This is a genomic window from Saccharopolyspora kobensis (genome assembly GCF_900108315.1).
Taxonomy (GTDB): domain Bacteria; phylum Actinomycetota; class Actinomycetes; order Mycobacteriales; family Pseudonocardiaceae; genus Saccharopolyspora; species Saccharopolyspora kobensis.
The window spans coordinates 590,932-610,383 of sequence record NZ_FNVB01000005.1; the positions used below are offsets into that span (position 1 = coordinate 590,932).

25 protein-coding genes are annotated in these 19,452 nt (G+C 72.0%); 11 read left to right on the top strand and 14 right to left on the bottom strand.

Annotation, left to right across the window (positions count from 1 at the left end):
- Positions 1 to 69: 69 nt before the first annotated feature.
- The 4 genes from sepX to C4T78_RS19640 form a co-directional block, all read right to left on the bottom strand.
- The gene (gene sepX / locus C4T78_RS19625; RefSeq protein WP_093349727.1) at positions 70 to 828 is read right to left on the bottom strand and encodes a divisome protein SepX/GlpR; all 759 of its coding nucleotides are present in this window, start codon (positions 826 to 828) and stop codon (positions 70 to 72) included.
- Between the two features lie 270 nt (positions 829 to 1,098).
- Positions 1,099 to 1,764: a GNAT family N-acetyltransferase gene (locus tag C4T78_RS19630; RefSeq protein ID WP_093349729.1), complete on the bottom strand. Its 666-nt coding sequence runs from the start codon at positions 1,762 to 1,764 to the stop codon at positions 1,099 to 1,101.
- Positions 1,765 to 1,771: 7 nt separating this feature from the next.
- Positions 1,772 to 2,995 (bottom strand): molybdotransferase-like divisome protein Glp, encoded by a 1,224-nt coding sequence (gene glp, locus C4T78_RS19635; protein ID WP_093349732.1) that lies wholly within the window; start codon positions 2,993 to 2,995, stop codon positions 1,772 to 1,774.
- Positions 2,996 to 3,094: 99 nt separating this feature from the next.
- Positions 3,095 to 4,009 carry a UTP--glucose-1-phosphate uridylyltransferase gene (locus C4T78_RS19640; RefSeq protein WP_093349734.1) on the bottom strand — a complete coding sequence of 305 codons (915 nt, stop codon included), beginning with the start codon at positions 4,007 to 4,009 and terminating at the stop codon, positions 3,095 to 3,097.
- A gap of 37 nt (positions 4,010 to 4,046) precedes the next feature.
- Between C4T78_RS19640 and C4T78_RS19645 the strand changes: the two genes are divergently transcribed.
- From C4T78_RS19645 to mscL, 4 genes are all read left to right on the top strand, one after another.
- Positions 4,047 to 4,646: a 5-formyltetrahydrofolate cyclo-ligase gene (locus tag C4T78_RS19645; protein WP_093349737.1), complete on the top strand. Its 600-nt coding sequence runs from the start codon at positions 4,047 to 4,049 to the stop codon at positions 4,644 to 4,646.
- Between the two features lie 97 nt (positions 4,647 to 4,743).
- The gene (locus C4T78_RS19650; RefSeq protein ID WP_093349740.1) at positions 4,744 to 5,055 is read left to right on the top strand and encodes an FmdB family zinc ribbon protein; all 312 of its coding nucleotides are present in this window, start codon (positions 4,744 to 4,746) and stop codon (positions 5,053 to 5,055) included.
- Positions 5,056 to 5,263: 208 nt separating this feature from the next.
- Positions 5,264 to 5,905 (top strand): SAF domain-containing protein, encoded by a 642-nt coding sequence (locus tag C4T78_RS19655; RefSeq protein ID WP_093349742.1) that lies wholly within the window; start codon positions 5,264 to 5,266, stop codon positions 5,903 to 5,905.
- Between the two features lie 89 nt (positions 5,906 to 5,994).
- On the top strand, positions 5,995 to 6,453 hold the full coding sequence (gene mscL / locus C4T78_RS19660) for a large conductance mechanosensitive channel protein MscL (RefSeq protein ID WP_093349745.1): 459 nt from the start codon (positions 5,995 to 5,997) through the stop codon (positions 6,451 to 6,453).
- A 99-nt stretch (positions 6,454 to 6,552) separates the two neighbouring features.
- Here the strand turns inward: mscL and C4T78_RS19665 are convergent, their stop codons facing one another.
- Positions 6,553 to 6,723 carry a hypothetical protein gene (locus C4T78_RS19665; RefSeq protein WP_177247464.1) on the bottom strand — a complete coding sequence of 57 codons (171 nt, stop codon included), beginning with the start codon at positions 6,721 to 6,723 and terminating at the stop codon, positions 6,553 to 6,555.
- 190 nt (positions 6,724 to 6,913) lie between these two features.
- Between C4T78_RS19665 and C4T78_RS19670 the strand changes: the two genes are divergently transcribed.
- Positions 6,914 to 7,219, top strand: coding sequence for an antitoxin (locus tag C4T78_RS19670; protein ID WP_093349750.1), 306 nt, complete (start codon positions 6,914 to 6,916; stop codon positions 7,217 to 7,219).
- 57 nt (positions 7,220 to 7,276) lie between these two features.
- On the opposite strand, the gene C4T78_RS19675 is transcribed toward C4T78_RS19670, so the two are convergent.
- From C4T78_RS19675 to mrf, 9 genes are all read right to left on the bottom strand, one after another.
- A complete protein-coding gene (locus C4T78_RS19675) occupies positions 7,277 to 7,777 on the bottom strand; it encodes a MogA/MoaB family molybdenum cofactor biosynthesis protein (RefSeq protein WP_093156016.1) in 501 nt (166 codons plus the stop codon).
- A 349-nt stretch (positions 7,778 to 8,126) separates the two neighbouring features.
- Positions 8,127 to 9,545 (bottom strand): trypsin-like peptidase domain-containing protein, encoded by a 1,419-nt coding sequence (locus tag C4T78_RS19680; protein WP_177247500.1) that lies wholly within the window; start codon positions 9,543 to 9,545, stop codon positions 8,127 to 8,129.
- Positions 9,546 to 9,677: 132 nt separating this feature from the next.
- The gene (gene galT, locus C4T78_RS19685) at positions 9,678 to 10,856 is read right to left on the bottom strand and encodes a galactose-1-phosphate uridylyltransferase (RefSeq protein ID WP_093349752.1); all 1,179 of its coding nucleotides are present in this window, start codon (positions 10,854 to 10,856) and stop codon (positions 9,678 to 9,680) included.
- On the bottom strand, positions 10,856 to 11,644 hold the full coding sequence (locus tag C4T78_RS19690) for a DeoR/GlpR family DNA-binding transcription regulator (RefSeq protein ID WP_093349755.1): 789 nt from the start codon (positions 11,642 to 11,644) through the stop codon (positions 10,856 to 10,858). Before C4T78_RS19690 ends, galT begins: the two co-directional genes overlap by 1 nt.
- A 101-nt stretch (positions 11,645 to 11,745) precedes the next feature.
- Positions 11,746 to 13,179: a HAMP domain-containing sensor histidine kinase gene (locus C4T78_RS19695; RefSeq protein ID WP_093349757.1), complete on the bottom strand. Its 1,434-nt coding sequence runs from the start codon at positions 13,177 to 13,179 to the stop codon at positions 11,746 to 11,748.
- On the bottom strand, positions 13,176 to 13,871 hold the full coding sequence (locus C4T78_RS19700; RefSeq protein WP_093155823.1) for a response regulator transcription factor: 696 nt from the start codon (positions 13,869 to 13,871) through the stop codon (positions 13,176 to 13,178). The genes C4T78_RS19695 and C4T78_RS19700 overlap by 4 nt, the downstream gene beginning before the upstream one ends.
- Positions 13,872 to 13,998: 127 nt before the next feature.
- Positions 13,999 to 14,151: a 50S ribosomal protein L32 gene (gene rpmF / locus C4T78_RS19705; protein ID WP_093155825.1), complete on the bottom strand. Its 153-nt coding sequence runs from the start codon at positions 14,149 to 14,151 to the stop codon at positions 13,999 to 14,001.
- 51 nt (positions 14,152 to 14,202) lie between these two features.
- Positions 14,203 to 14,454, bottom strand: coding sequence for a type B 50S ribosomal protein L31 (locus tag C4T78_RS19710; protein ID WP_093349760.1), 252 nt, complete (start codon positions 14,452 to 14,454; stop codon positions 14,203 to 14,205).
- A 43-nt stretch (positions 14,455 to 14,497) separates the two neighbouring features.
- Positions 14,498 to 15,799, bottom strand: coding sequence for a ribosome hibernation factor-recruiting GTPase MRF (gene mrf / locus C4T78_RS19715; RefSeq protein ID WP_093349762.1), 1,302 nt, complete (start codon positions 15,797 to 15,799; stop codon positions 14,498 to 14,500).
- A gap of 87 nt (positions 15,800 to 15,886) precedes the next feature.
- On the opposite strand from mrf, the gene rpmB reads away from it, so the two are divergent.
- The 6 genes from rpmB (at position 15,887) to C4T78_RS19745 (ending at position 19,352) form a co-directional block, all read left to right on the top strand.
- Complete coding sequence (gene rpmB / locus C4T78_RS19720) at positions 15,887 to 16,123, top strand: 50S ribosomal protein L28 (RefSeq protein WP_093155829.1); 237 nt, start codon at positions 15,887 to 15,889, stop codon at positions 16,121 to 16,123.
- Complete coding sequence (gene rpmG / locus C4T78_RS19725; protein ID WP_093349765.1) at positions 16,123 to 16,290, top strand: 50S ribosomal protein L33; 168 nt, start codon at positions 16,123 to 16,125, stop codon at positions 16,288 to 16,290. Before rpmB ends, rpmG begins: the two co-directional genes overlap by 1 nt.
- A gap of 128 nt (positions 16,291 to 16,418) precedes the next feature.
- A complete protein-coding gene (gene rpsN, locus C4T78_RS19730; RefSeq protein WP_093349767.1) occupies positions 16,419 to 16,724 on the top strand; it encodes a 30S ribosomal protein S14 in 306 nt (101 codons plus the stop codon).
- Positions 16,725 to 16,728: 4 nt separating this feature from the next.
- Positions 16,729 to 16,965: a 30S ribosomal protein S18 gene (rpsR, locus tag C4T78_RS19735; protein ID WP_093349769.1), complete on the top strand. Its 237-nt coding sequence runs from the start codon at positions 16,729 to 16,731 to the stop codon at positions 16,963 to 16,965.
- 141 nt (positions 16,966 to 17,106) lie between these two features.
- Positions 17,107 to 17,784, top strand: coding sequence for a 5,6-dimethylbenzimidazole synthase (gene bluB, locus C4T78_RS19740; RefSeq protein WP_093349772.1), 678 nt, complete (start codon positions 17,107 to 17,109; stop codon positions 17,782 to 17,784).
- A gap of 65 nt (positions 17,785 to 17,849) precedes the next feature.
- Positions 17,850 to 19,352 carry a GGDEF domain-containing protein gene (locus C4T78_RS19745; RefSeq protein WP_374703886.1) on the top strand — a complete coding sequence of 501 codons (1,503 nt, stop codon included), beginning with the start codon at positions 17,850 to 17,852 and terminating at the stop codon, positions 19,350 to 19,352.
- The last annotated feature ends 100 nt before the right edge of the window (positions 19,353 to 19,452 follow it).

Genomic DNA, 19,452 nt, shown 5'->3' on the forward strand with positions numbered 1-19,452 from the left:
CTTTGTTGTGTCAGTACTCTAGCAAGCCCGAAAACCGCACTCGCAGCACCCCCCTCTTAAGCGGGGTGGTCACTCCCCGGCGGCGCGCCGGTACGGCTCCCAGGTGCGTTCGTCCAGCTCGTCGAACACGGGATCCTCGTCGTCGATCTCCACGCGGACCGCGCGCGCCGCCGGGCGGGCCTCGCGGCGCTCGACGTCGTCGGCGGCGTCCTCGTCGTACTCGTCGCGGAGGTCTTCGTCGTACTCGTCGTCGTACTCGGCCTCGTCCCGCTCACCGTTCATGCGGGCGAGGCGGCGGGAGCGGACGTCCTCCTCTATGCGGACCTGGCGGCGCAGGTAGGTGAGGTAGCCGACGACCACCAGGTCGATGATGCCGTGCAGCCACCACACGACCGGCCACAGCAGCCCCGCCACCAGCGCCGTCACGACCGCGGTGGCCAGCATGGCGACCACGATCCGCTGCCGGCGGGCGTACTTGGCGCGCGCCGCCAGCGCCGCGGCCTCCGGGTCGAACCCGCCGCGGCCGGGCCGGTAGCGGCGGCCGGCGCGAACGTCGTCGCTGTGCACCCGGCGCCACGAGTTGTCGTCGGTGTCGTTCTCCTCGACCGCGTCGTCCAGCTCGGTGTCAGACATCCCGGACTCCTCCACCATGTCGGTTGTCTCGGCCCCGGGCCTCGCCGGTCGCCGACCGCTGCCGCGTCGGACCACCCTCGCGGCCAGCGCGGAGTCGGTGGTCTTGGACACTTCCTGGCGGCGGCGGGCGAACATCGGCACCAGCACCACCAGCCACGCCGCCGCCAGCGCGGCGAAGATCAACGAACTGGGCATGCCTCGCCACCTCCCCCTGGCCACCGGCAGCACACAAGTCTGCGATCGCCACGCTAGTCACATCTGCAACTCCCGTGTTGGAGGCACGCCGAACACGGGAGGTCCCCGGGGCCAGAAAACCCCACGTTCAGCGGAGTCAGCGGCACCATCGTCATCGGCGTGTCGGCTTCCGTACCGCCGAACGCTGCTGATCGCTGGTCCGTTCAGCTCAATTTCGGCCGGATGCGCCCGGAGCGGCGGTGACGGTGCGTGATCAAGATCTCCCGGTCTTCAGGGCCTGCCTGCCCCGCCACCGCGCAGCAGCCGCTCGACGGCGCCTTCCGGGACCTCCTCGGCGGTCAGCGCGTACACGTAGTGATCGCGCCAGTCCCCGGCCACGTCCAGGTACCGCTGGAACAGGCCCTCGCGGCGGAACCCGGACTTCTCCAGCACCCGGACGCTCGGCTGGTTCTCCGGGCGCACGGTGGCTTCCAGCCGGTGCAGCCCGACCGGGCCGAAGCAGTGGTCGACGGCCAGCGCGACACCCGCCGTCGCGACGCCACCGCCCGCCAGCCGCTCGGCGATCCAGTAGCCGATCCACCCGGAGCGCAGCGCGCCCCGCACGATGTTGCCGATGGTCAGCTGCCCGGCGAACTCGCCGTCCACGGTGACGCTGAACGGCAACGCCTGCCCGCGCCGCGCCATGCCGCGCAGCGCCGCCCACTGCGCGGGCCACGCCGTCCTGGCGTTGCGCTCCTCCCAGCCGCCGATCGTCGTGGGTTCCCATTGCTGCAGGTAGGCGCGGTCGTGGAGCCGGATCCGGCTCCAGGCCGAGGCATCGCGCAGGCGCGGTGGCCGCAGCGCGACCGCACCGCGCGCGGTGATCAGCGGCCCGAGCCGGGCCGGCCAGCCGGGGTGGCGACCGACCGGGAACCCATCAGCGTCGGTGGGCTGCATCGGAGTCTCAGGCGCGCTGCGACAGGAAGCGGACCTGGACCTCTTCGCCCGCGCCGACCTCGGTGACCTCGTCGTCCACCACCACCAGGCAGTTCGCCTCGGCCAGCGAGGCGAGCAGGTGCGACCCCGAGGTGCCCAGCGGTTGCACCAGGTAGGCGCCGTTCTTCGGGTCGCGCAGCAGCTGGCCGCGCAGGAAGCCCCGACGGCCTTCCGCCGAGGTGATCGGCGACAGCAGTTCCGCCGTCACGGTGCGGCGGTGCGGGTTGGGCTTGCCGAGCGCGGCGCGGATCAGCGGCCGCACCAGCACCTCGAACACCACCAGCGCGCTCACCGGGTTGCTGGGCAGCATGAAGGTCGGGATCTCGTCCGGGCCCAGCCGTCCGAAGCCCTGGACCGAACCGGGCTGCATCGCGACCCTGGTCACGTCCAGCTCGCCGAGGTCGGCCAGCGCCGCCCGGACCTCGGCGCCCGCTGCGCCGCCCACGCCACCGGCGACCACCACGATCTCCGACAGCAGCAGCCGCCCCTCCACGACCTCCCGCAACCGGCGCGGGTCACTGCTCATGATGCCGACGCGCGTGACCTCGGCGCCGGCGTCCCGCGCGGCGGCCGACAGCGCGTAGGAGTTGACGTCGTAGACCTGGCCCTGGCCGGGCGAGCGGTCGACGTCCACCAGCTCCTCGCCGACGGAGATCACCGAGACCCGCGGCCGCGGGTGCACCAGCACCTTGTTGCGGCCCACCGCGGCCAGCAGCCCGACCTGCGCGGAACCGATCGGTGCGCCGCGGCGCACCGCCACGTCGCCGGTCTGCACGTCCTCCCCGGTGCGGCGGACGAACGCCGCCGAGGGCACCGGACGCCGCACGGTGACCTTCGCCGGGTGCTCGTCGGTGTACTCCAGCGGGACCACGGCGTCGGCCAGCGTCGGCAGCGGCGCGCCGGTGTCCACCCGGACCGCCTGGCCCGGCTGCAGCCTGCGGGGCTGCCGGGAGCCGACCGAGATCTCACCGACGACCGGCAGCACGGTCGACTCGTCGGCGGCGGCCTGCACGTCCACGCTGCGCACCGCGTAGCCGTCCACCGCGGCCTGGTCGAACCCGGGCAGCGCCTGCTCGGCGACGACCTCCTCCGCGCACAGCAGGCCCTGCGCCTCGGAGATCGCCACCCGGACCGGCGCGGGCCGGACAGCCGCCGTGAGCACGCGTGCGAGTTGCTCGTCCACTGACCTCATGGCTGTCGTCCTCTTCCCGCGCACCGAGCCGCCGCCCGGCGTGGCTGTCGTCACGTCCTGTCCCGGCGGAGTGGCCGCAGCGTTCGGGCGGACCGCCGGTCAGGACACTTCGTCGTTCTCCGCGATCCGCTCGACGAGCCAGGCCCGCAGGTCCGGCCCGTACTCGGGATCCTTCAGCGCGAAGTCCACCGCAGCTTTGAGGAAACCGCCAGGATTTCCCAAGTCGTGTCGCCCACCGCGATGGACCACCACGTGCACCGGGTGTCCTTCGGAGATCAGCAACGCTACGGCATCGGTGAGCTGCAGCTCACCTCCGGCACCGGGCTCGATGCGCCGCAGCGCGTCGAACACGGCGCGGTCCAGCAGGTAGCGCCCGGCCGCGGCGAAGGTGGACGGGGCCTGCTCCGGCGCCGGCTTCTCGACCATGCCCCGGACCTGCTTGACGTCGTCGTCACCGGTGTCGGTGACGTCGAACACGCCGTAGGCGGAGATCTGCTCGCGCGGCACGTCGAAGGCGCACAGCACGCTGCCGCCGTGGCGGGCGCGCACCTCGGCCATCCGCTGCAGGACACCGGTGGGCAGCACCAGGTCGTCGGGGAGAAGCACGGCGACCGCGTCGTCGGCGTCGGTCAGGCTCGGCTCCGCGCAACCCACGGCGTGCCCCAGTCCGAGGGCCTGCTCCTGGATCGCGGTCTCGGCGGAGAGCAGGCCGGGCGCGCGGCGGACCTTCTCCAGGAGGGCGTCCTTGCCGCGCTCCTCGAGGGTCTGCTCCAGCTCGGGCTGCGGCTTGAAGTAGTCGGCGACCGAGCCCTTGTCCGGCGAGGTCACGATGATCAGGCGTTGCGCGCCCGCTTCGGCCGCTTCGGCGGCGACCAGTTCGATCCCGGGGGTGTCCACGACCGGGAGCAACTCCTTGGGCACCGCCTTCGTGGTCGGCAGGAACCGGGTTCCCAGTCCGGCTGCGGGCACGATGGCGGTCCGGAACGCGATGGGCGTGCTCGTCGGGCTGCTCATGGCCAGGAAGCCTATCGGCCACCCCTAAGCTGGAAGTGTGAGCTCGCTGGACGAATCCACTACGACGAAGGCCGAGTGGCGCAGCACGCTGCTGGAACAGCGCCGTGACGTGGTCCGAACCACCCGCTCGGCCGAAGCGGGAGCGCTGCAGGAGGCGATGCTCGCCTGGCTGGCCGAGCACCCGGTGCGCACCGTCGCGGCCTACGTGCCGGTCGGTGACGAGCCCGGCTCGCCCGAGCTGCTGGAGGCGTTGCGCGCGGCCGGGCTGCGAGTCCTGCTGCCGGTGGTGGTGAACCGCCGCGAGCCGCTGGAGTGGGCCGACTACACCGGGCCGGACTCGCTGCGCAAAGCCACCTTCGGCCTGCTGGAACCCGCAGGTCAGCGGCTCGGCGCCGCGGCCATCGGGGAGGCCGGCGCGCTGTTCGTCCCCGCGTTGGCGGTGGACCGGCGCGGCGTGCGGCTGGGGCGCGGCGCGGGCCACTACGACCGGTCGCTGCCGATGGCCGCGGCGGGAGCGCCGCTGATCGGCGTGGTCCGGGACGAGGAGTTCGTGGCCGAGCTGCCCGGCGAGCCGCACGACGTGCGGATGACCTTCGTGCTGACACCGCGGCGAGGAGTCGTGTCGCTACCGGTGTGACATAGGCCTGTTTGCGCTGGACACCTGTTCTGAAGCATTATCGGGTTAGCACTCCTGTAGTTCGAGTGCCAGGACTAGACGCCGGAGGTTCACGGCCGTGCCCACTTACCAGTACGCCTGCACCGAGTGCGACCACCGTTTCGAGCAGGTGCAGTCGTTCAGCGAGGACTCCCTCACCGAGTGCCCGAAGTGCACCGGAAAGCTCCGCAAGCTGTTCAACGCGGTGGGCATCGTCTTCAAGGGCTCCGGCTTCTACCGGACCGACAACCGGTCGTCGAACTCGTCGTCGAGCGCGAGCAGCACCTCGTCCTCGTCCAGCGACTCCTCGTCGAGCAGCTCGTCGTCGTCCGCTTCGTCGACCTCCTCGTCGTCGAGCAGCTCGTCGACCAAGACGGCCGCCGCTTCCTGAGTTCACCTGATCTGATTCGCCGACCGCTGTTCACCGCGGTCGGCGAATGCTTTGCGGACGCAGCGTGATCACCGGAATTTCGTTCGAGTGATCCGAGTTGTCCACAGCGGACCGGTTTGCCCACAGATTCCCAAAACTCCCTCGCGCCGCGGTCGAGCGCTCCCTAACTTCGGATGAGTTCCATCTCACCGAGGAAGCGGAGCCGACCATGACGCCGAAAGACCGCCTCAACGCGAGCCTGCGCGACCGCATCGCCGCGCTCTTCCGCGCACGGCGCGGAGTTCTCCTGCTGCGCAGATCCGCCGCAGTCGCCCTGCTGCTGCTCGCGGCCGTACTGGCCGTGCAGCACCACGTGCCGCCGCGAACGGGAGTGCCGGTGCTCGTCGCCGCGCGCGACCTGCCGCCCGGCCGCGTCCTGTCCGAAGTGGACGTGACGCGCCGGGAGATGCCGGTCGAGCTGGTGCCGGACGGCGCGGTGCCGGCCTCCCCCGACGCCCTGGGCCGGGTACTCAGCGCTGCGGCCCGCCGCGGCGAACCGCTGACCGACGCGCGCTTCGACGGCCTGACCGCGGCCTCCGGCGACGCGGGTACTGTGTCCGCGCCGATCCGGCTCGCCGATCCCGAGGTGGCCGACTTCCTGGCACCCGGCAGACGGGTGGACATCGTCACAGCCCTCGCTCCACCAGGGGATGGTTCGGTGCTCGCCGAGAACGCCAGGGTGATCGCGGTCCAGCCCGAGCCCGACCACCGCGACCAGGGAAGACTCGTCTTCGTCGGACTACCGGAGCGGCTCGCGGGCGAGGTGGCCGCAGCATCCCTCAACCGGACGGTGACCGTTACGCTGCGCTGAGTAGCATCCTACGCCGAATAACCCATCGATTCGGCGTCATCCGTACGTGAACTCGCCGAGATGACCATGCTTTGAGAGGAGCAGCAAGCGTGTTCAAGGGCTTCAAGGAATTCCTGATGCGCGGCAACGTGATCGACCTGGCCGTCGCGGTGGTGGTCGGCAGCGCGTTCACCGCGCTGGTCACGTCCTTCACCACCAGCATCATCAAGCCGGTCATCGCCGCCACCGGTGGTGGCAACGTCACCGGGCTGAGCATCCAGCTGCGCGAGGGCAACGAGGCCTCGATCATCGACTTCGCCGCTGTGATCAACGCCGTGATCACCTTCCTCATCACCGCCGCGGTCGTCTACTTCCTGTTCGTGCTGCCGATGAAGACGTTCAACGAACGACGCAAGAAGGCCGAGACGACCGTCGTGGACCCGACCGACGTCGAGCTGCTGCAGGAGATCCGCGACCTGCTGCGCCGCGAGCAGGGCCTGCCCGCGGTCACAGGGCTGGCCAGCGAGTCGGAGAAGGCGGAAGTCACCACCGACGGCCAGAAGAAGTAGCCGCCTGCCGTTTCCCGCCGCGGTCCTTCGTCCTGCGGAGCGGCTTCGCAGGACGAGGGGCGCGAGCGCGGCGCTGCCGCGCGAGCCGTGGGCCCGGGCTCAGCGCGGGTCGTGGTGCGGCGGGCGGTTCTCGCGGTACCAGCGTTCGGCGTCCTCAGCGGGCGTTCGGTCCGGCCGGTCGTCCGAGGTGGTTTCGGGCAGGACGTCGCCGAAGATCTCCGCGAGCTTGCGCCGCCGCTCCCGCTCGTCCCGACCTGTGTCGCCGTTCAACTCCAGCCCTCCCGACCTGCTCCGCGCCCGCAGGTGGCGCACCTCCATCATCCCGCACCCGGGGGAGCGTGCGGGGACGCCACCGACCCCGGGTGTGATGTCGACTACAGTTGAAGGCGCGAGGTCCGCAGAGCCGCGGGAGCGGCGCCAGGCGTGGCTCACCGGGCGTCTAGCCGCGGGAGGCGAAGAGATGGGTTTCCTGGACAAGGCCAAGGAACTGGCGAACCAGGCCAAGGGGAAGGCGGAGGAGCTCGCCGAGAAGGCGGGCCCGAGCGCCGCGAAGGGGCTCGACGCCGCCAAGTCGAGCCTGGACAAGGCGACCGGTGGCAAGTACCACGACCAGATCGAGAACGTGAGCGGCAAGGTCGAGGGCATGCTCAAGCGCGATCACCACGACGGCCAGCCGCCGAAGGCCACCGACGACAAGGGCCCCCAGCCCGGCAGCCCCGAGGACAAGGGCCCGGACGGGCCGGGCCAAGCACCGAAGAACCCCTGAGATCGAAGAGAGCGGTGGCGGCTCCGCGTGGAGCCGCCACCGCTCTCTTCTGTCGGGTCAGGCCGTTTCGAGGCCGGACAGCTGTTCGATCACGTGGGTCACCAGGGGCGTCAGGGTGGCCATGCCGTCGCGGACCGACGCACGCGAGCCCGCCAGGTTGACCACCAGCGTGCTGCCGGAGACGCCGACCAGGCCTCGCGAGACGCCCGCCTCGACCGCGCCCGCCGCTAGGCCGGACGCCCGCAGGGCCTCCGCGATGCCCGGGATCGGCCGGTCCAGGACACCGGCGGTGGCGTCCGGGGTGACGTCCCGCGGCGACACACCGGTGCCGCCGACGGTGATCACCACGTCCACGCCGCCGATCACCGCGGTGTTCAGCGCGTTGCGGATGTCCACCGTTTCACCGGCCACCGCGACGGTGCCGTCGACGATGAAGCCGGCTTCCTCCAGCAACTCGGTCACCAGCGGACCGATGTTGTCGTCCTGCTCGCCCTGTGCGACGCGGTCGTCCACCACGACCACCAGGGCCCGTCCCAAACGCTGCGCGCTGCGTTCCATGCCGGTAACCGTAGTGCCAAGGGGCTGGCCGGTCAGAGCCAGCGAGCTCGTGAGTTCGGTCAACCGGCGTCGCGGCACCACGCCTGTTCCGTCGGACATGTTCCTCCTCATCACGAAGAAGCCGAGCTCAGCGGGATCTGCCGTCGAGCCCGGTTCTGGTCTTCGTCCTGGAAACGCCGAAAGCGTTCAACCCGCCCCTCGCAGCTCGCACCGCCGCGCAGGACGAGTTCGTCGGACAAGCTTTCCCCGCCGTCGACCGCTCCGGGGGCTCGGAGGGGGCAGGGCCAGCCCGGTGGGCGGCCGACGGCGGGGGAACGCGGCCCGGTGGTGTGCCGGGCCGCGCGTTCGGTCACCCCTGCCCGGCGAGCGTGGCGTCCACGGTGCGTTCCCCGCCGCTCCCGCCGATGGTGATCTTGACGCGGTCGCCCGGGGCGTGTGAGCGGACCGCTGCCACCAGCGAATCGGGATCCTGGATCGACCGGGCGTCCACCTTGGTGATCAGGTCACCGCTGCGGATCCCGGCCTGTTCGGCGGGGCCACCGGGCACGACGTTGCGAACCAGAGCTCCCGGCTGGTCGCCTGCGCCGATCAGCACGCCGAGCGTCGTCTGGGTGGCCGTCCCCTTCTCCTTCAGCTCCGTGGCGATGCGCCGGGCCTGGTCGACCGGGATCGCGAACCCGAGACCGACCGAACCGGCCTGCCCCTGCCCGTTGCCGGGGCTGTAGATCGCCGAGTTGATGCCGACCACGTTGCCGTCCATGTCGACCAGCGGACCGCCGGAGTTGCCCGGGTTGATCGCCGCGTCGGTCTGCAGCGCGTTGAGCACGGTGTCCTCACCGCCGGACTCGCCGCCGGCGCGCACCGGGCGGTCCTTGGCGCTGATGATCCCGCTGGTCACGGTGCCGGACAGGCCGAACGGCGAACCGATGGCCACCACCGGCGCACCGACCGGCAGGTCGTCGCTGCGGCCCAGCTCGGCCGGGGTGAGGCCGGTGATGTCGGCCTTGACCACCGCGAGGTCGGACTTCGGGTCGGTGCCGATCACCTGGGCCCGCGCGCTGCGGCCGTCCTGGAACTGCGCGGTGAGCCGGCCGCCCGAACCGCCGCCCGCGACCACGTGGTTATTGGTCAGGATGTAGCCGTCGCCGCTGAGCACGATGCCGGAGCCCTCGCCCCCACCGCGGGCGGTGACCAGCTGCAGCTGGACGACGCTGGGCAGCACCTTGTCGGCCACCTGCTGTACCGAGCCCGCCGGGGCGGTGCTGACGCTGCGCGCCGGGCGCGATTCGTCCAGCGACGTGACACCGGGCGCCTGGGCGCCGCCGAACTGGTAGCCCACGTAGCCGCCGACCCCGCCGCCGACCAGCCCGCACACCAGGGCGAGCGCGGCGACGCCCGCGACGAGACCGCCGCGGCGCTTGTGCGGCTGCTGCGGCGCCACGGCGGTGTGCCCACCGGCCGACGGCCAAGGCGTGTGCGCGAACTCCTGCGTCATGTGCGGCTGCGCTCCCTGCGCCGCATACGACTGCTGCCCTTCCGCCTGCTGCGCGGCCTGCGACTGCTGGCCCTGCGGCGAGGCGAAGGGCTGCTGGGGCTCGGACCGCGGCGCGTACGGGCTCTGCGACTGGGACTGCGGCCTCGCGTACGGAGAGTCCGGCTGCGGCGCTTGCGGCGGCACCCCGGCTGGTGGCGTGCCCGCCGAACCGCCTTCCGGCTGCGGCGTCGGTTCTTCCGGCTGGTTGCCGGAACCCGGGGGGTGATCGGTCATGACCCCACTCTGCTCCACGCGGCTGAGAACCGCCTGAGACCGCGCTGTGGACCTACCAAATCTCGTCCTCGCTGTGACGAACGCCGCACCACCCGCCCCGGGCGGCAAGGCGGTGCGGCCGCCGGAGGTTCCTCAGCGGAGGCGGTCGGCGATCTGCTCGGGGGTCACGTCGTTGATCCAGACGCCCATGCCGGATTCCGAGCCCGCCAGGTACTTCAGCTTGTCCGCCGAGCGCCGCACCGAGAAGATCTCCATCCGCAACCACGACAACTCCCGCCCCACGCGCACCGGCGCCTGGTGCCAGGCCGCGATGTAGGGCAGCGGGCCGTCGTAGAGGCCGTCCAGGCGGCGCAGGACGTCCAGGTACGTCACGGCGAAGTCGTCGCGCTCGGCGTCGGTGAGGGCCGCGATGTCCGGCACCTTGCGGTGCGGCACGACGTGCACCTCGACCGGCCAGCGCGCGGCGGCCGGGACGTAGGCCGTCCAGTGCTCCGAATCGACGACCACGCGCCGTCCGGCAGCGCGCTCCGCGGCGAGCACGTCGCCCTGCACGTGGCGGCCGTGCAGGTTCAGGTACTCCTCGGCGACCCGCAGCATCTTGCCGGTCTTCGGCGTGACGAACGGGTAGCCGTAGATCTGCCCGTGCGGGTGGTGCAGCGTGACACCGATCTCCTCACCGCGGTTCTCGAAGCAGAAGACCTGCTCCACGCCCGGGGTTTCGGCCAGCGCGGCGGTCCGGTCGGCCCAGACGTCGACGACGGCGCGCGCCTGCGCCGCGCTCAGCGCGCTGAACGAGGAGTTGTGATCGGAGGTGAAGCAGACGACCTCGCACCGCCCGGTCGCGGGCGCGGACGGCACCATCGGCATTCCATCCACAGTGGACTCATCACCGGGGATTCCCTGCGCGAACGACGGGAACTGGTTCTCGAAGACCACCACGTCGTAAGTGGACTCCGGGATCTCGGTGGGCCGCCCGGGACTGCTCGGGCACAGCGGGCAGAGCTCGGCCGGCGGCTTGTAGGTCCGCGACTGCCGGTGCGCGGCGATGGCCACCCACTCGCCGGTCAGCGGGTCCCGCCGCAGCTCCGACGCGGGCGCCTGCGGCGGCAGCTCCCGGGTGTCGACGGCCTCCCTGACCTGCGCCGGGTCGACGTCGAAGTAGATGATCTCCCGGCCGTCGGCCAGCCGTCGCGCTTTTCCGCCACTGCGCGATTCGCGGCGGGGGTCGCGTGCCGGGTTTCCTCGCGGCCGAGCCGCGCCCCCTGGCGAGGTGCGGTCGAGATGTGCTGCGGGTGGCACGAAATCGCTCATCACTCCTCCTCCACACCTTCCTGATCCGCCAGCAGCAGCTCCGCGTGCTCGGCCAGCACCTGCCGGGCTTCGGCCGGCAGGCCCTGGTCGCTGATCAGCAGGTCGATCTCGTCGAAGTCGACGATCGTGGAGATCCCGACGGTCGACCACTTGGAACTGTCGGCGACCACCACCAGCCGGCCGGCCGCCTCGGCCAGCGCCCGGTTCGTCTCGCCCTCGTTGAGGTTCGGCGTGGTGAAACCCGCGCGGGGAGCCATCCCGTGCACGCCGAGGAACACCATGTCCAGGTGCAGCGAGCGCAGCGCCTGCACGGCGACCGGCCCGACCAGCGCATCGGACGGCGTCCGCACCCCGCCGGTGAGCACCACCGTGCGGTCGGTGCGGCCGCGCCGCTGCAGCGCGTCGGCCACCCGGACCGAGTTGGTCACCGCGGTCAGGTCGGCGACGTCGTCGAGGTGGCGGGCCAGCGTCCAGGTGGTGGTGCCCGCGGACAGCCCGATCGCGGTGCCCGGCCGGACCTGCTGGGCGGCGAGCGCGGCGATGGCCTCCTTCTCCGCCAGCTGGCGGACCGACTTCGCCTCGAAACCCGGTTCGTCGGTGCTGCGGCCGATCACCGAGGTCGCGCCGCCGTAGACCTTCTCCACCAGGCCGCGGCGGGCCAGCGCGTCGAGGTCGCGGCGGATGGTCATGTCCGACACGCCCAGCCGCAGCACCAGGTCGGCGACCTGCACCGCACCGGTGCGCCGCACTTCGTCGAGGATCACTTCCTGGCGCTGCCGTGCGAGCACACCGGCCCCCTCAGATACACGAGCGAACAAGAACCAACACTACCCGAACGGGTGATACGCGAAAGTGTGGTGTGCACCTACCACTTTCGACGCAGTGCTGTTCATTGCTGTTCGGTCTGCGGGGTGTTCCCCGGCAGCGACATGCGCAGCAGCGCACCGCCCTCCGGCGCTTCGCCGGCCCACACCGAACCGCCGTGCCGCTCGGCGACCTGCTTGACGATCGACAGCCCCAGCCCGGATCCCGGCAGCGTCCGGGCGTCCGACGACCGGTAGAAGCGCTCGAAGACGTACGGCCGGTCCACCGGCGCTATGCCGGGCCCGCTGTCGGCGACCTCCAGGAGGATCTGCCCGGAAGCGACGTCCGGCACCAGGTCCACCCGCACCCGGCCCTCGTCGGGGCTCCACTTGGCGGCGTTGTCCAGCAGGTTCAGCACGGCGCGCTCCAGCGCGGTGGCGTCGCCCATCATCACCCACGGCTGCAGCCGCACGTCGAACTCGATGCGCGGCGCGCGCCGCCGGGCCCGGCTCAGCGCCCGTTCCACCACGTCCACCAGGTCCACCGGCTCGTGCACCGCCTGCGGGGTGTCCTCCCGCGCCAGCTCCACCAGGTCGCCGACCAGCGCGGACAGCTCGGTGACCTGGGCCTGGACGTCGGCGAACATCTCCCGCCGGTCCTCCTCGGCGAGGTTCGGCGCGTCCGGCCGGGCCGAGGCCATCAGCAGTTCCAGGTTGGTGCGCAACGAGGTCAGCGGGGTGCGCAGCTCGTGCCCGGCGTCGGCGACCAGCCGCCGCTGCCGCTCCTGCGACTCGGCGAGCGCGCTGAGCATGCCGTTGAAGCTGGTCGTCAGGCGGGAGAGCTCGTCGTCGCCGTCGACCGGGATCGGCCGCAGGTCACCGGTCAGCGCCACGCGCTCCGTCGCGGCCGTCAGCCGCTGCACCGGGCGCAACCCGGCGCGCGCCACAGCGGTTCCGGCCGCCGCGGCGAGCAGGATCCCGGCGCCGCCCATCACCACCAGCACCACGCTGAGCTGGGCGAGCGTGCGCTGGGTCGGATCCATCGAGGTGGACATCACCAGCGCGGCGTTCTGCCCGGTCGGCACGGCCACCACGCGGCTGTTGGACCGCTGGTCGGTGCGCAGGGACTGCGGCGCCTCGCCGCGCGCCACCGCCAGCTCCGCGAAGCTCAGCGGCGGCCGCTGGTCCTTCGGGCCGAACTCGGTGCCGTCGGCGCCGAGCACGCTGATCTTGAAGTTCGTCGCGGTGAAGAACGCCACCGGCACCTGCTGCAGGTCGGCGGTGCGCACCAGCGGTCCCTCGGCGGCCTCCACCGCGCGCTCGGTCAGGCTGTCGTCCAGCTGCTGGTAGAGGCTGTCGCGCACGGTGACGAACGCGGCGACCGACACCAGCGCGACGGCTCCCGCCACGCAGATCGCCGCCAGCCAGGTGACGCGATTGCGCAGCGAGACGCGCTGGAACCGGCCCCTGCTCGGCTGAGGCGGACCGAGATCCGGCGGCGGTGGAGCGGGGACGGTCACGGCGGCGTCTCGCGGAGCACGTAGCCGACGCCGCGGACCGTGTGGATCAGCCGGGGCTCACCTTCGGCCTCGGTCTTGCGGCGCAGGTATCCGATGTAGACCTCCAGGGCGTTGCCCGAGGTCGGGAAGTCGTAGCCCCACACGTCCTCCAGCAGGCGGCTGCGGGTCAGCACCTGCTTCGGGTGCGCCATCAGCAGTTCCAGCAGGGCGAACTCGGTGCGGGTGAGGCTGATCGGGCGCTCGCCGCGGCGGACCTCGCGGGTGCCCGGGTCCAGCTCCAGGTCGGAGAAGCGCAGCGCCGCCGGGTGCTCGTCCTGGCCGAGGTCGGGCGGGCTGGCGCGGCGCAGCAGCGCGCGCAGCCGGGCGAGCAGCTCTTCCAGGGCGAAGGGCTTGGGCAGGTAGTCGTCGGCGCCCGCGTCGAGCCCGGCGACCCGGTCGGACACCGCGTCGCGGGCCGTGAGCACCAGGATCGGCAGGTCGTCGCCGGTGCTGCGGAGCCGCCGGGCGACCTCCAGCCCGTCGAGCCGCGGCATCATCACGTCGAGCACCATGGCGTCGGGGCGGCTGGCGGCCAGCTGGTCCAGGGCCTGTTGACCGTCCGCGGCGAGCTCCACCTGGTACCCGTTGAACTGCAGGGACCGGCGCAGGGATTCCCGCACGGCACGATCGTCGTCGACGACGAGGATGCGCATGGCAACAGTCTTACCTCTAGCCCTGAGAACGAGCTGAGAACCTCACCTCTGGTCGCGAAGCACCGTGATGACCATCTCATCCCGGGCCCGGGCCGATCACCCGGGGTGACCGGCCCGGCCCGACGGGTCACCCCTGGTGGAAGTGCCGGATCAGGGCGCGCGGCACCAGCCGGCGCTGCCCGTCCACCACGATCGGCACCAGATCCGGCGCCGCCGCCTTCCACTGCGACCTCCGGTGCCGCGTGTTGCTCCGCGACATCTTCCGCTTCGGAACTGCCATCCCGGTCTCCTCTCCTCGTCGGGCTCGGTGCGGTTTCGCGCGTGATCGGCGTCAGCGGGTGCGACCGCCGTAGCGGCGGCGGAACTTCTCGACCCGGCCCTGGGTGTCGAGCACCCGCTGGTTGCCGGTCCAGAAGGGGTGCGAGTACGCGGTCACGTCGATCACGATCAGCGGGTAGGTGTTGCCGTCCGACCACTCGATGCGCGCCTCGGAGGTGGCGGTGGAGCGGGTCAGAAAGCTCTGCCCGGTGGTGCGGTCCTGGAACACGACCGGCCCGTACTCGGGGTGGATGCCTGGTTTCACGATGTCTCCTCGCGGTGTCGGGGCCACGAGCGGGTGCTCGCGCTCATGACCGGTTGCCCCGTTCGCTCGCGGCGTCGGCGGATCGCTCCGCCGGGTCGTCGCCGCACGGGTCGGTGTGCCATTCGCCGAACGGGTCGGCGTAGGTCGCCCAGACCTGCTCGCCCGCGGCGAGCTCGTCATCGGTCAGCAGGGCGTGGCGGAGGGCGCTGACGATGTCCTGCGGGTTGGCCTCGTGGGCGATCACGACCAGCTCCTGCGCCCGGTCGCCGTAGTAGTCGTCCCAGCTCAGCGAGGCCCTGACCTGGCGCTCCGGGGAGATCTCGGCCCACTGCTCGGCGGTCAGCGAGGCCAGCCACGGGCCGCCGTGCGCGATGCCGAGCCCACCGCCCGCGGACTCGATCCACAGCGCCACGTCCGGCTGGCTGGCCACCCAGACCCGGCCGCGGGTGCGCACCACGCCGTCGAGCAGCACGTCGATCGCCTCGTGCAGGCGTTCCGGGTGGAACGGCCGCCGCTCCTCGAACAGCACCGTCGACACCCCGGCGTCGGTGTCCAGCGACGGCTGGCCGCGCAGCAGCCGGCCGTGCGGGCCGTCGACCTCACCGCGCCGCGCGTTGCCGGGAACCCGGGCGAGCAGCGCGGAAACGTCCAGGCCGGCGACGTCCGGAGGCAATTTCAATCGAAATCGCACGTCCGATTTCAATTGAATTTGCGGCGCGGTCGGGGTCAGCCGGGCGATGACGGCCTCCGTGCGCACCTGCGTCCAGCGGTCCTCGGCCTCGCCCAGCAGCACGACCGCGTCGGCGAACTCGACCTGGCCGACCGCGACCTGGGCGACCGTTCGCTCGTCGTCGGGGCTGCCGCCGATCCCGCGCTCGACGAGCTCGTCCTGGCCGGTCGCGTCGGCCAGCCAGGTCGCCGCGTCGACGGCGGTGAGCACGGCCTCGACGCGGACGTCGGCGACCAGCGGCCTGCCGTCCACCTCGACGTGCTGCAGCGCCCAGCAGATCGTGTCCGGTTCCAGGGCCGGGTCCAGCTGCACGACGATCCTGGTCACGTCGGGTGCGGCGGTCAGCTCGCGCAGCAGCGGGAGCAGGTCCAACCGCAAGGTGCAGGACACGCAGCCGTGCGCGAGTTCGAGCACCTCGACGCGCTCGGCGTCACCGTGGCGGATCAGGCGCCGGACCACGCCCTGGGCGACTTCGCGCAGGTCGTGGTGCACGAGCGCGGTGCCCGCCGGATCGTCCCGCCGCACCGCCTCGGCGGTCGACGCGACCTGCTCCGCGCGGATCCCGGCCACCAGGAGCAGCGGCATCCGCCGGTTCGCGGACGACTCGGTTTCCATCCCCACCTCAATCGACAACGGTTTTCATCTGGGTCGGGCACACTGTATCGTGCTTTGAAAATGAATGTCATTATCGAGAGGTAGGTCATGTCCATCCGCTGCCAGGTGACCGGGATGCAGCCGGGCTACGGCAACCAGGTCTCCCACTCCAACCACCGCACCCGCCGCCGCTGGCTGCCCAACGTCCAGCGCAAGCGCTACTGGCTGCCCTCGGAGGGCCGCTGGATCCGGCTGCGGGTGTCGACCAAGGGGATGAAGACGATCGAGAAGCGCGGCATCGACGCGGTCGCCGCCGAGATGCGCGCGCGAGGGGAGCGGTTCTGATGGCCAAGAACACCGACAACCGGCCGGTGATCAAGCTGCGCTCCACCGCAGGCACCGGCTTCACCTACGTGACGACCAAGAGCCGCCGCAACAACCCCGATCGGGTGGTCCTGCGCAAGTACGACCCGGTCGCCCGCAAGCACGTGGAGTTCCGCGAGGAGCGCTGACCGACCGACGCCTCCGTCCGGCGATCGTTTCGGCAGTCCAAGGCCGTGAGCGTTTTGTGGCGCCATAGCACCCCGAAACGCTCACGACCGAGACCCACCTCCCGCACGTCCAGAAGGGAAACGGCCCAGTGGCCAAGAAGTCCAAGATCGCCCGCAACGAGCAGCGGCGGGCCATCGTCGCCCGCCACGCCGAGCGGCGCGCCGAGCTGAAGAAGATCATCGCCGCCCCGGGCAGCAGCCCCGAGGAGCGCAGCGCGGCCCAGCTGGAGCTGCAGCGGCAGCCGCGCGACGCGAGCCCGGTCCGGGTGCGCAACCGCGACGCCGTCGACGGGCGTCCCCGCGGCTACTTCCGCAAGTTCGGCGTCTCCCGGGTGCGGCTGCGCGAGCTGGCGCACTCCGGCGAGCTGCCGGGCGTGACGAAGTCGAGCTGGTGACGCCGTGCCGAACACCGACCGGCGCTTCCGCCGCAAGCCCAACCCGCTCCAGCGCGAAGGGGTCGTCCAGGTCGACTGGAAGGACACCGCGCTGCTGCGCAAGTTCCTGTCCGACCGGGGCAAGATCCGCTCCCGCAGGGTCACCGGCCTGACCGTGCAGGAGCAGCGCGAAGTCGCCACGGCGATCAAGAACGCGCGCGAGATGGCACTCCTGCCCTACCCCTCCAACGGCCGCAAGTGAGCAGCCGAGCGGTCGATTTCGCACGAAGTTGACGTTCACCCGGGTGGTGGTCGAGTTCGGGCGAAATCGACCACCACCCGGACCTCGCGGAGCGCAGGGTCCCGGCCCGCTGCGCGGTGGCGCCGGGCAGGATGGAGGGCGATGACGATCGCCGGACGCTCCCAGTTGACCGACACCACCCCCGCCGCCGACCTATACGAGGTCATCAACCGCCGCCGCGACGTGCGCCGCGAGTTCACCGGCGCCGAGATCCCCGAGCCGGTGCTGCGCCGGGTGCTCACCGCCGCGCACAGCGCGCCCAGCGTCGGGCTGTCCCAGCCCTGGGACTTCGTGCTGGTCCGCGACGAGTCCACCCGCCGCGCCTTCCGCGAGCACGTGCTCGCCGAGCGCAGCGTGTTCGCCGCCCAGCTCGACGAGGAGCGCGCCGGGACGTTCTCCAAGATCAAGGTCGAGGGCATCGCGGAGTCCTCGCTGGGCATCGCCGTCACCTACGACCCGCACCGCGGCGCGCCGCAGGTCCTCGGCCGCCACGCGATCGCCGACGCCGGGCTGTACTCGGTGTGCCTGGCCATCCAGAACCTGTGGCTGGCCGCCACCGCCGAGGGGCTGGGCGTCGGCTGGGTCAGCTTCTACCGCGAGGAGTTCCTGCGCAGGCTGCTCGGCATCCCGAGCGGGGTGCGCCCGGTCGCGTGGCTGTGCGTGGGCCCGGTGCGCTCGCTCGCCGACGCCCCCGACCTGGAGCGCCACGGCTGGCGGCAGCGGTTGCCGCTGGACGACGTCTTGCACTACGACAAGTACGGGAACGGTCGCAACCGGTAGCCTGAGCGCGACAAGACCGCACCGGCACGCGGTTCCACGACGAGGTGCGTCCCTGCGAGGAAGCGGTGCAGCACGATGACCCGCTGATGGCCGGCCACATCCCGGCCCAGGACCGCGAAGTGCGGTCGCTGCTGGATTCCGGCCGCTTCGCGGAGGCCGAGGCCGCCTTCGCGGAGCTCATCGCGGCCGGGGCGAACCGGGTCTCCGAGCAGTGGAACCGCTCGGCCGTGCTGGTGCACCGGGCGTCCCTGGCGTGGCGCCTGAAGCACATCCCGATCGCGCTGGAGCTGCTCGCCGAGGGCTGGACGGAACTGGACGTGGACCGGCCCGAGGGTGCGGCCGCCGCGCACACCGTCAGCATGCTCGGCTACCTGCTGGAGACCATCGGCCACCGCGGCCCGGCGCTGGAGATGATGGCGCTGTCGGTGCAGCTCGCCCGCGACACCGACGACTCGGCCGCGCTGGCGCACTGCCTGAACCGGGAGGGCAACGCCCGGATCTTCCGCGCCGCGACCCTGCCGCTGGAGGAGCGGGGAGCGCAGTTCGCCCTGGCCCGCGACCTGTTCGACGAGTCCCGGATGCTGACCAAGCCCGGCCAGGTGAAGCGCTCGGCGATGGCGGGGCTGGCCCGGGCGCTGGTCGGGGTGGGCGACGCGGACGCCGCCGAGCGCGTCGCGCAGGAGGCCCTCGCGCTGGCCCGCGCGGCCGACGACTGGTTCACCTCGTCGGTGGCGAACTGGGTGCTGGCGGTGGTGCGCCGCCAGCAGCACCGGCTGGAGGAGGCCCGGACGCTGGCCAGCCGGGCCCTCGACGCCGCGGAGACCATCCGCGACACGATGCTGATGATGCAGTTCTCGCTCGACCTGGCGGGCATCTGCGAAGCGCTGGCCGACCCCGTCGGCGAGGCCGCCGCGCTGCGCCGGACGGTCTCGGCGAGCCGGCTGGCCGTCGACGCGCTGCGCGAAGGGCTCGGCCAGGCGCTGGAGCAGCGCCGCGTAGCGGTGCAGGCCCAGCGCATGGCGCTGGCCGCCCGCGAAGCCGCGCTCCGCGACCCGCTGACCGGCCTCACCAACCGCCTCGGTCTGGAACGCCGCGCTCCGCTGCTGCTGGAGCAGACCGCCTCCGCGGGGCGCGTGCCGTGGCTGGTGCTGCTGGACGTCGACTGGTTCAAGGACGTCAACGACCGCGCCGGGCACCCGGCGGGCGACGTCGTGCTCCAGGAGGTCGCGCACCTGCTGCGCCGCGAATGCCGCGCCGACGACCTGATCTGCCGCTGGGCGGGCGACGAGTTCGTGGTGCTGCTGGTCGGTTCCAGCGAGGACTCCCGCGAGGCCGGGCCGGTGGTCGCCGAGCGCATCCGCGCGGCGGTGGACGACCACGACTGGCGCCTGGTGCTGGGCCGGATCACCAAACCGCCGACGGTGAGCATCGGCGTGGCGGCGGGCCCGGCGAACCTGGAGCACCTGTTCGCGGCCGCGGACATCGCGCTGTACCGGGCGAAACGAGCCGGCCGCAACCGCGTGGAGATCGACGAGAGCCCGGCGTCGGACCCGTCGACGACGGCCTGATCGGAGCCGCGCCGCACTGCTGTCCCGCCTCCGGCGCGGACTAGGATCGACCGTCATGCGCACCGCGCGAGAGCCGGGAGGACTCTCCTCACCAGCTACA

Excerpts from the sequence above, each read along its gene's own strand:
- sepX (WP_093349727.1), bottom strand. The coding sequence starts at position 828 with ATGCCCAGTTCGTTGATCTTCGCCGCGCTGGCGGCGGCGTGGCTGGTG.
- C4T78_RS19630 (WP_093349729.1), bottom strand. The coding sequence starts at position 1,764 with ATGCAGCCCACCGACGCTGATGGGTTCCCGGTCGGTCGCCACCCCGGC.
- glp (WP_093349732.1), bottom strand. The coding sequence starts at position 2,995 with ATGAGGTCAGTGGACGAGCAACTCGCACGCGTGCTCACGGCGGCTGTC.
- C4T78_RS19640 (WP_093349734.1), bottom strand. The coding sequence starts at position 4,009 with ATGAGCAGCCCGACGAGCACGCCCATCGCGTTCCGGACCGCCATCGTG.
- C4T78_RS19655 (WP_093349742.1), top strand. The coding sequence starts at position 5,264 with ATGACGCCGAAAGACCGCCTCAACGCGAGCCTGCGCGACCGCATCGCC.
- C4T78_RS19670 (WP_093349750.1), top strand. The coding sequence starts at position 6,914 with ATGGGTTTCCTGGACAAGGCCAAGGAACTGGCGAACCAGGCCAAGGGG.
- C4T78_RS19675 (WP_093156016.1), bottom strand. The coding sequence starts at position 7,777 with ATGGAACGCAGCGCGCAGCGTTTGGGACGGGCCCTGGTGGTCGTGGTG.
- C4T78_RS19680 (WP_177247500.1), bottom strand. The coding sequence starts at position 9,545 with ATGACCGATCACCCCCCGGGTTCCGGCAACCAGCCGGAAGAACCGACG.
- galT (WP_093349752.1), bottom strand. The coding sequence starts at position 10,856 with ATGAGCGATTTCGTGCCACCCGCAGCACATCTCGACCGCACCTCGCCA.
- C4T78_RS19700 (WP_093155823.1), bottom strand. The coding sequence starts at position 13,871 with ATGCGCATCCTCGTCGTCGACGACGATCGTGCCGTGCGGGAATCCCTG.
- rpmF (WP_093155825.1), bottom strand. The coding sequence starts at position 14,151 with ATGGCAGTTCCGAAGCGGAAGATGTCGCGGAGCAACACGCGGCACCGG.
- mrf (WP_093349762.1), bottom strand. The coding sequence starts at position 15,799 with ATGGAAACCGAGTCGTCCGCGAACCGGCGGATGCCGCTGCTCCTGGTG.
- rpmB (WP_093155829.1), top strand. The coding sequence starts at position 15,887 with ATGTCCATCCGCTGCCAGGTGACCGGGATGCAGCCGGGCTACGGCAAC.
- rpmG (WP_093349765.1), top strand. The coding sequence starts at position 16,123 with ATGGCCAAGAACACCGACAACCGGCCGGTGATCAAGCTGCGCTCCACC.
- bluB (WP_093349772.1), top strand. The coding sequence starts at position 17,107 with ATGACGATCGCCGGACGCTCCCAGTTGACCGACACCACCCCCGCCGCC.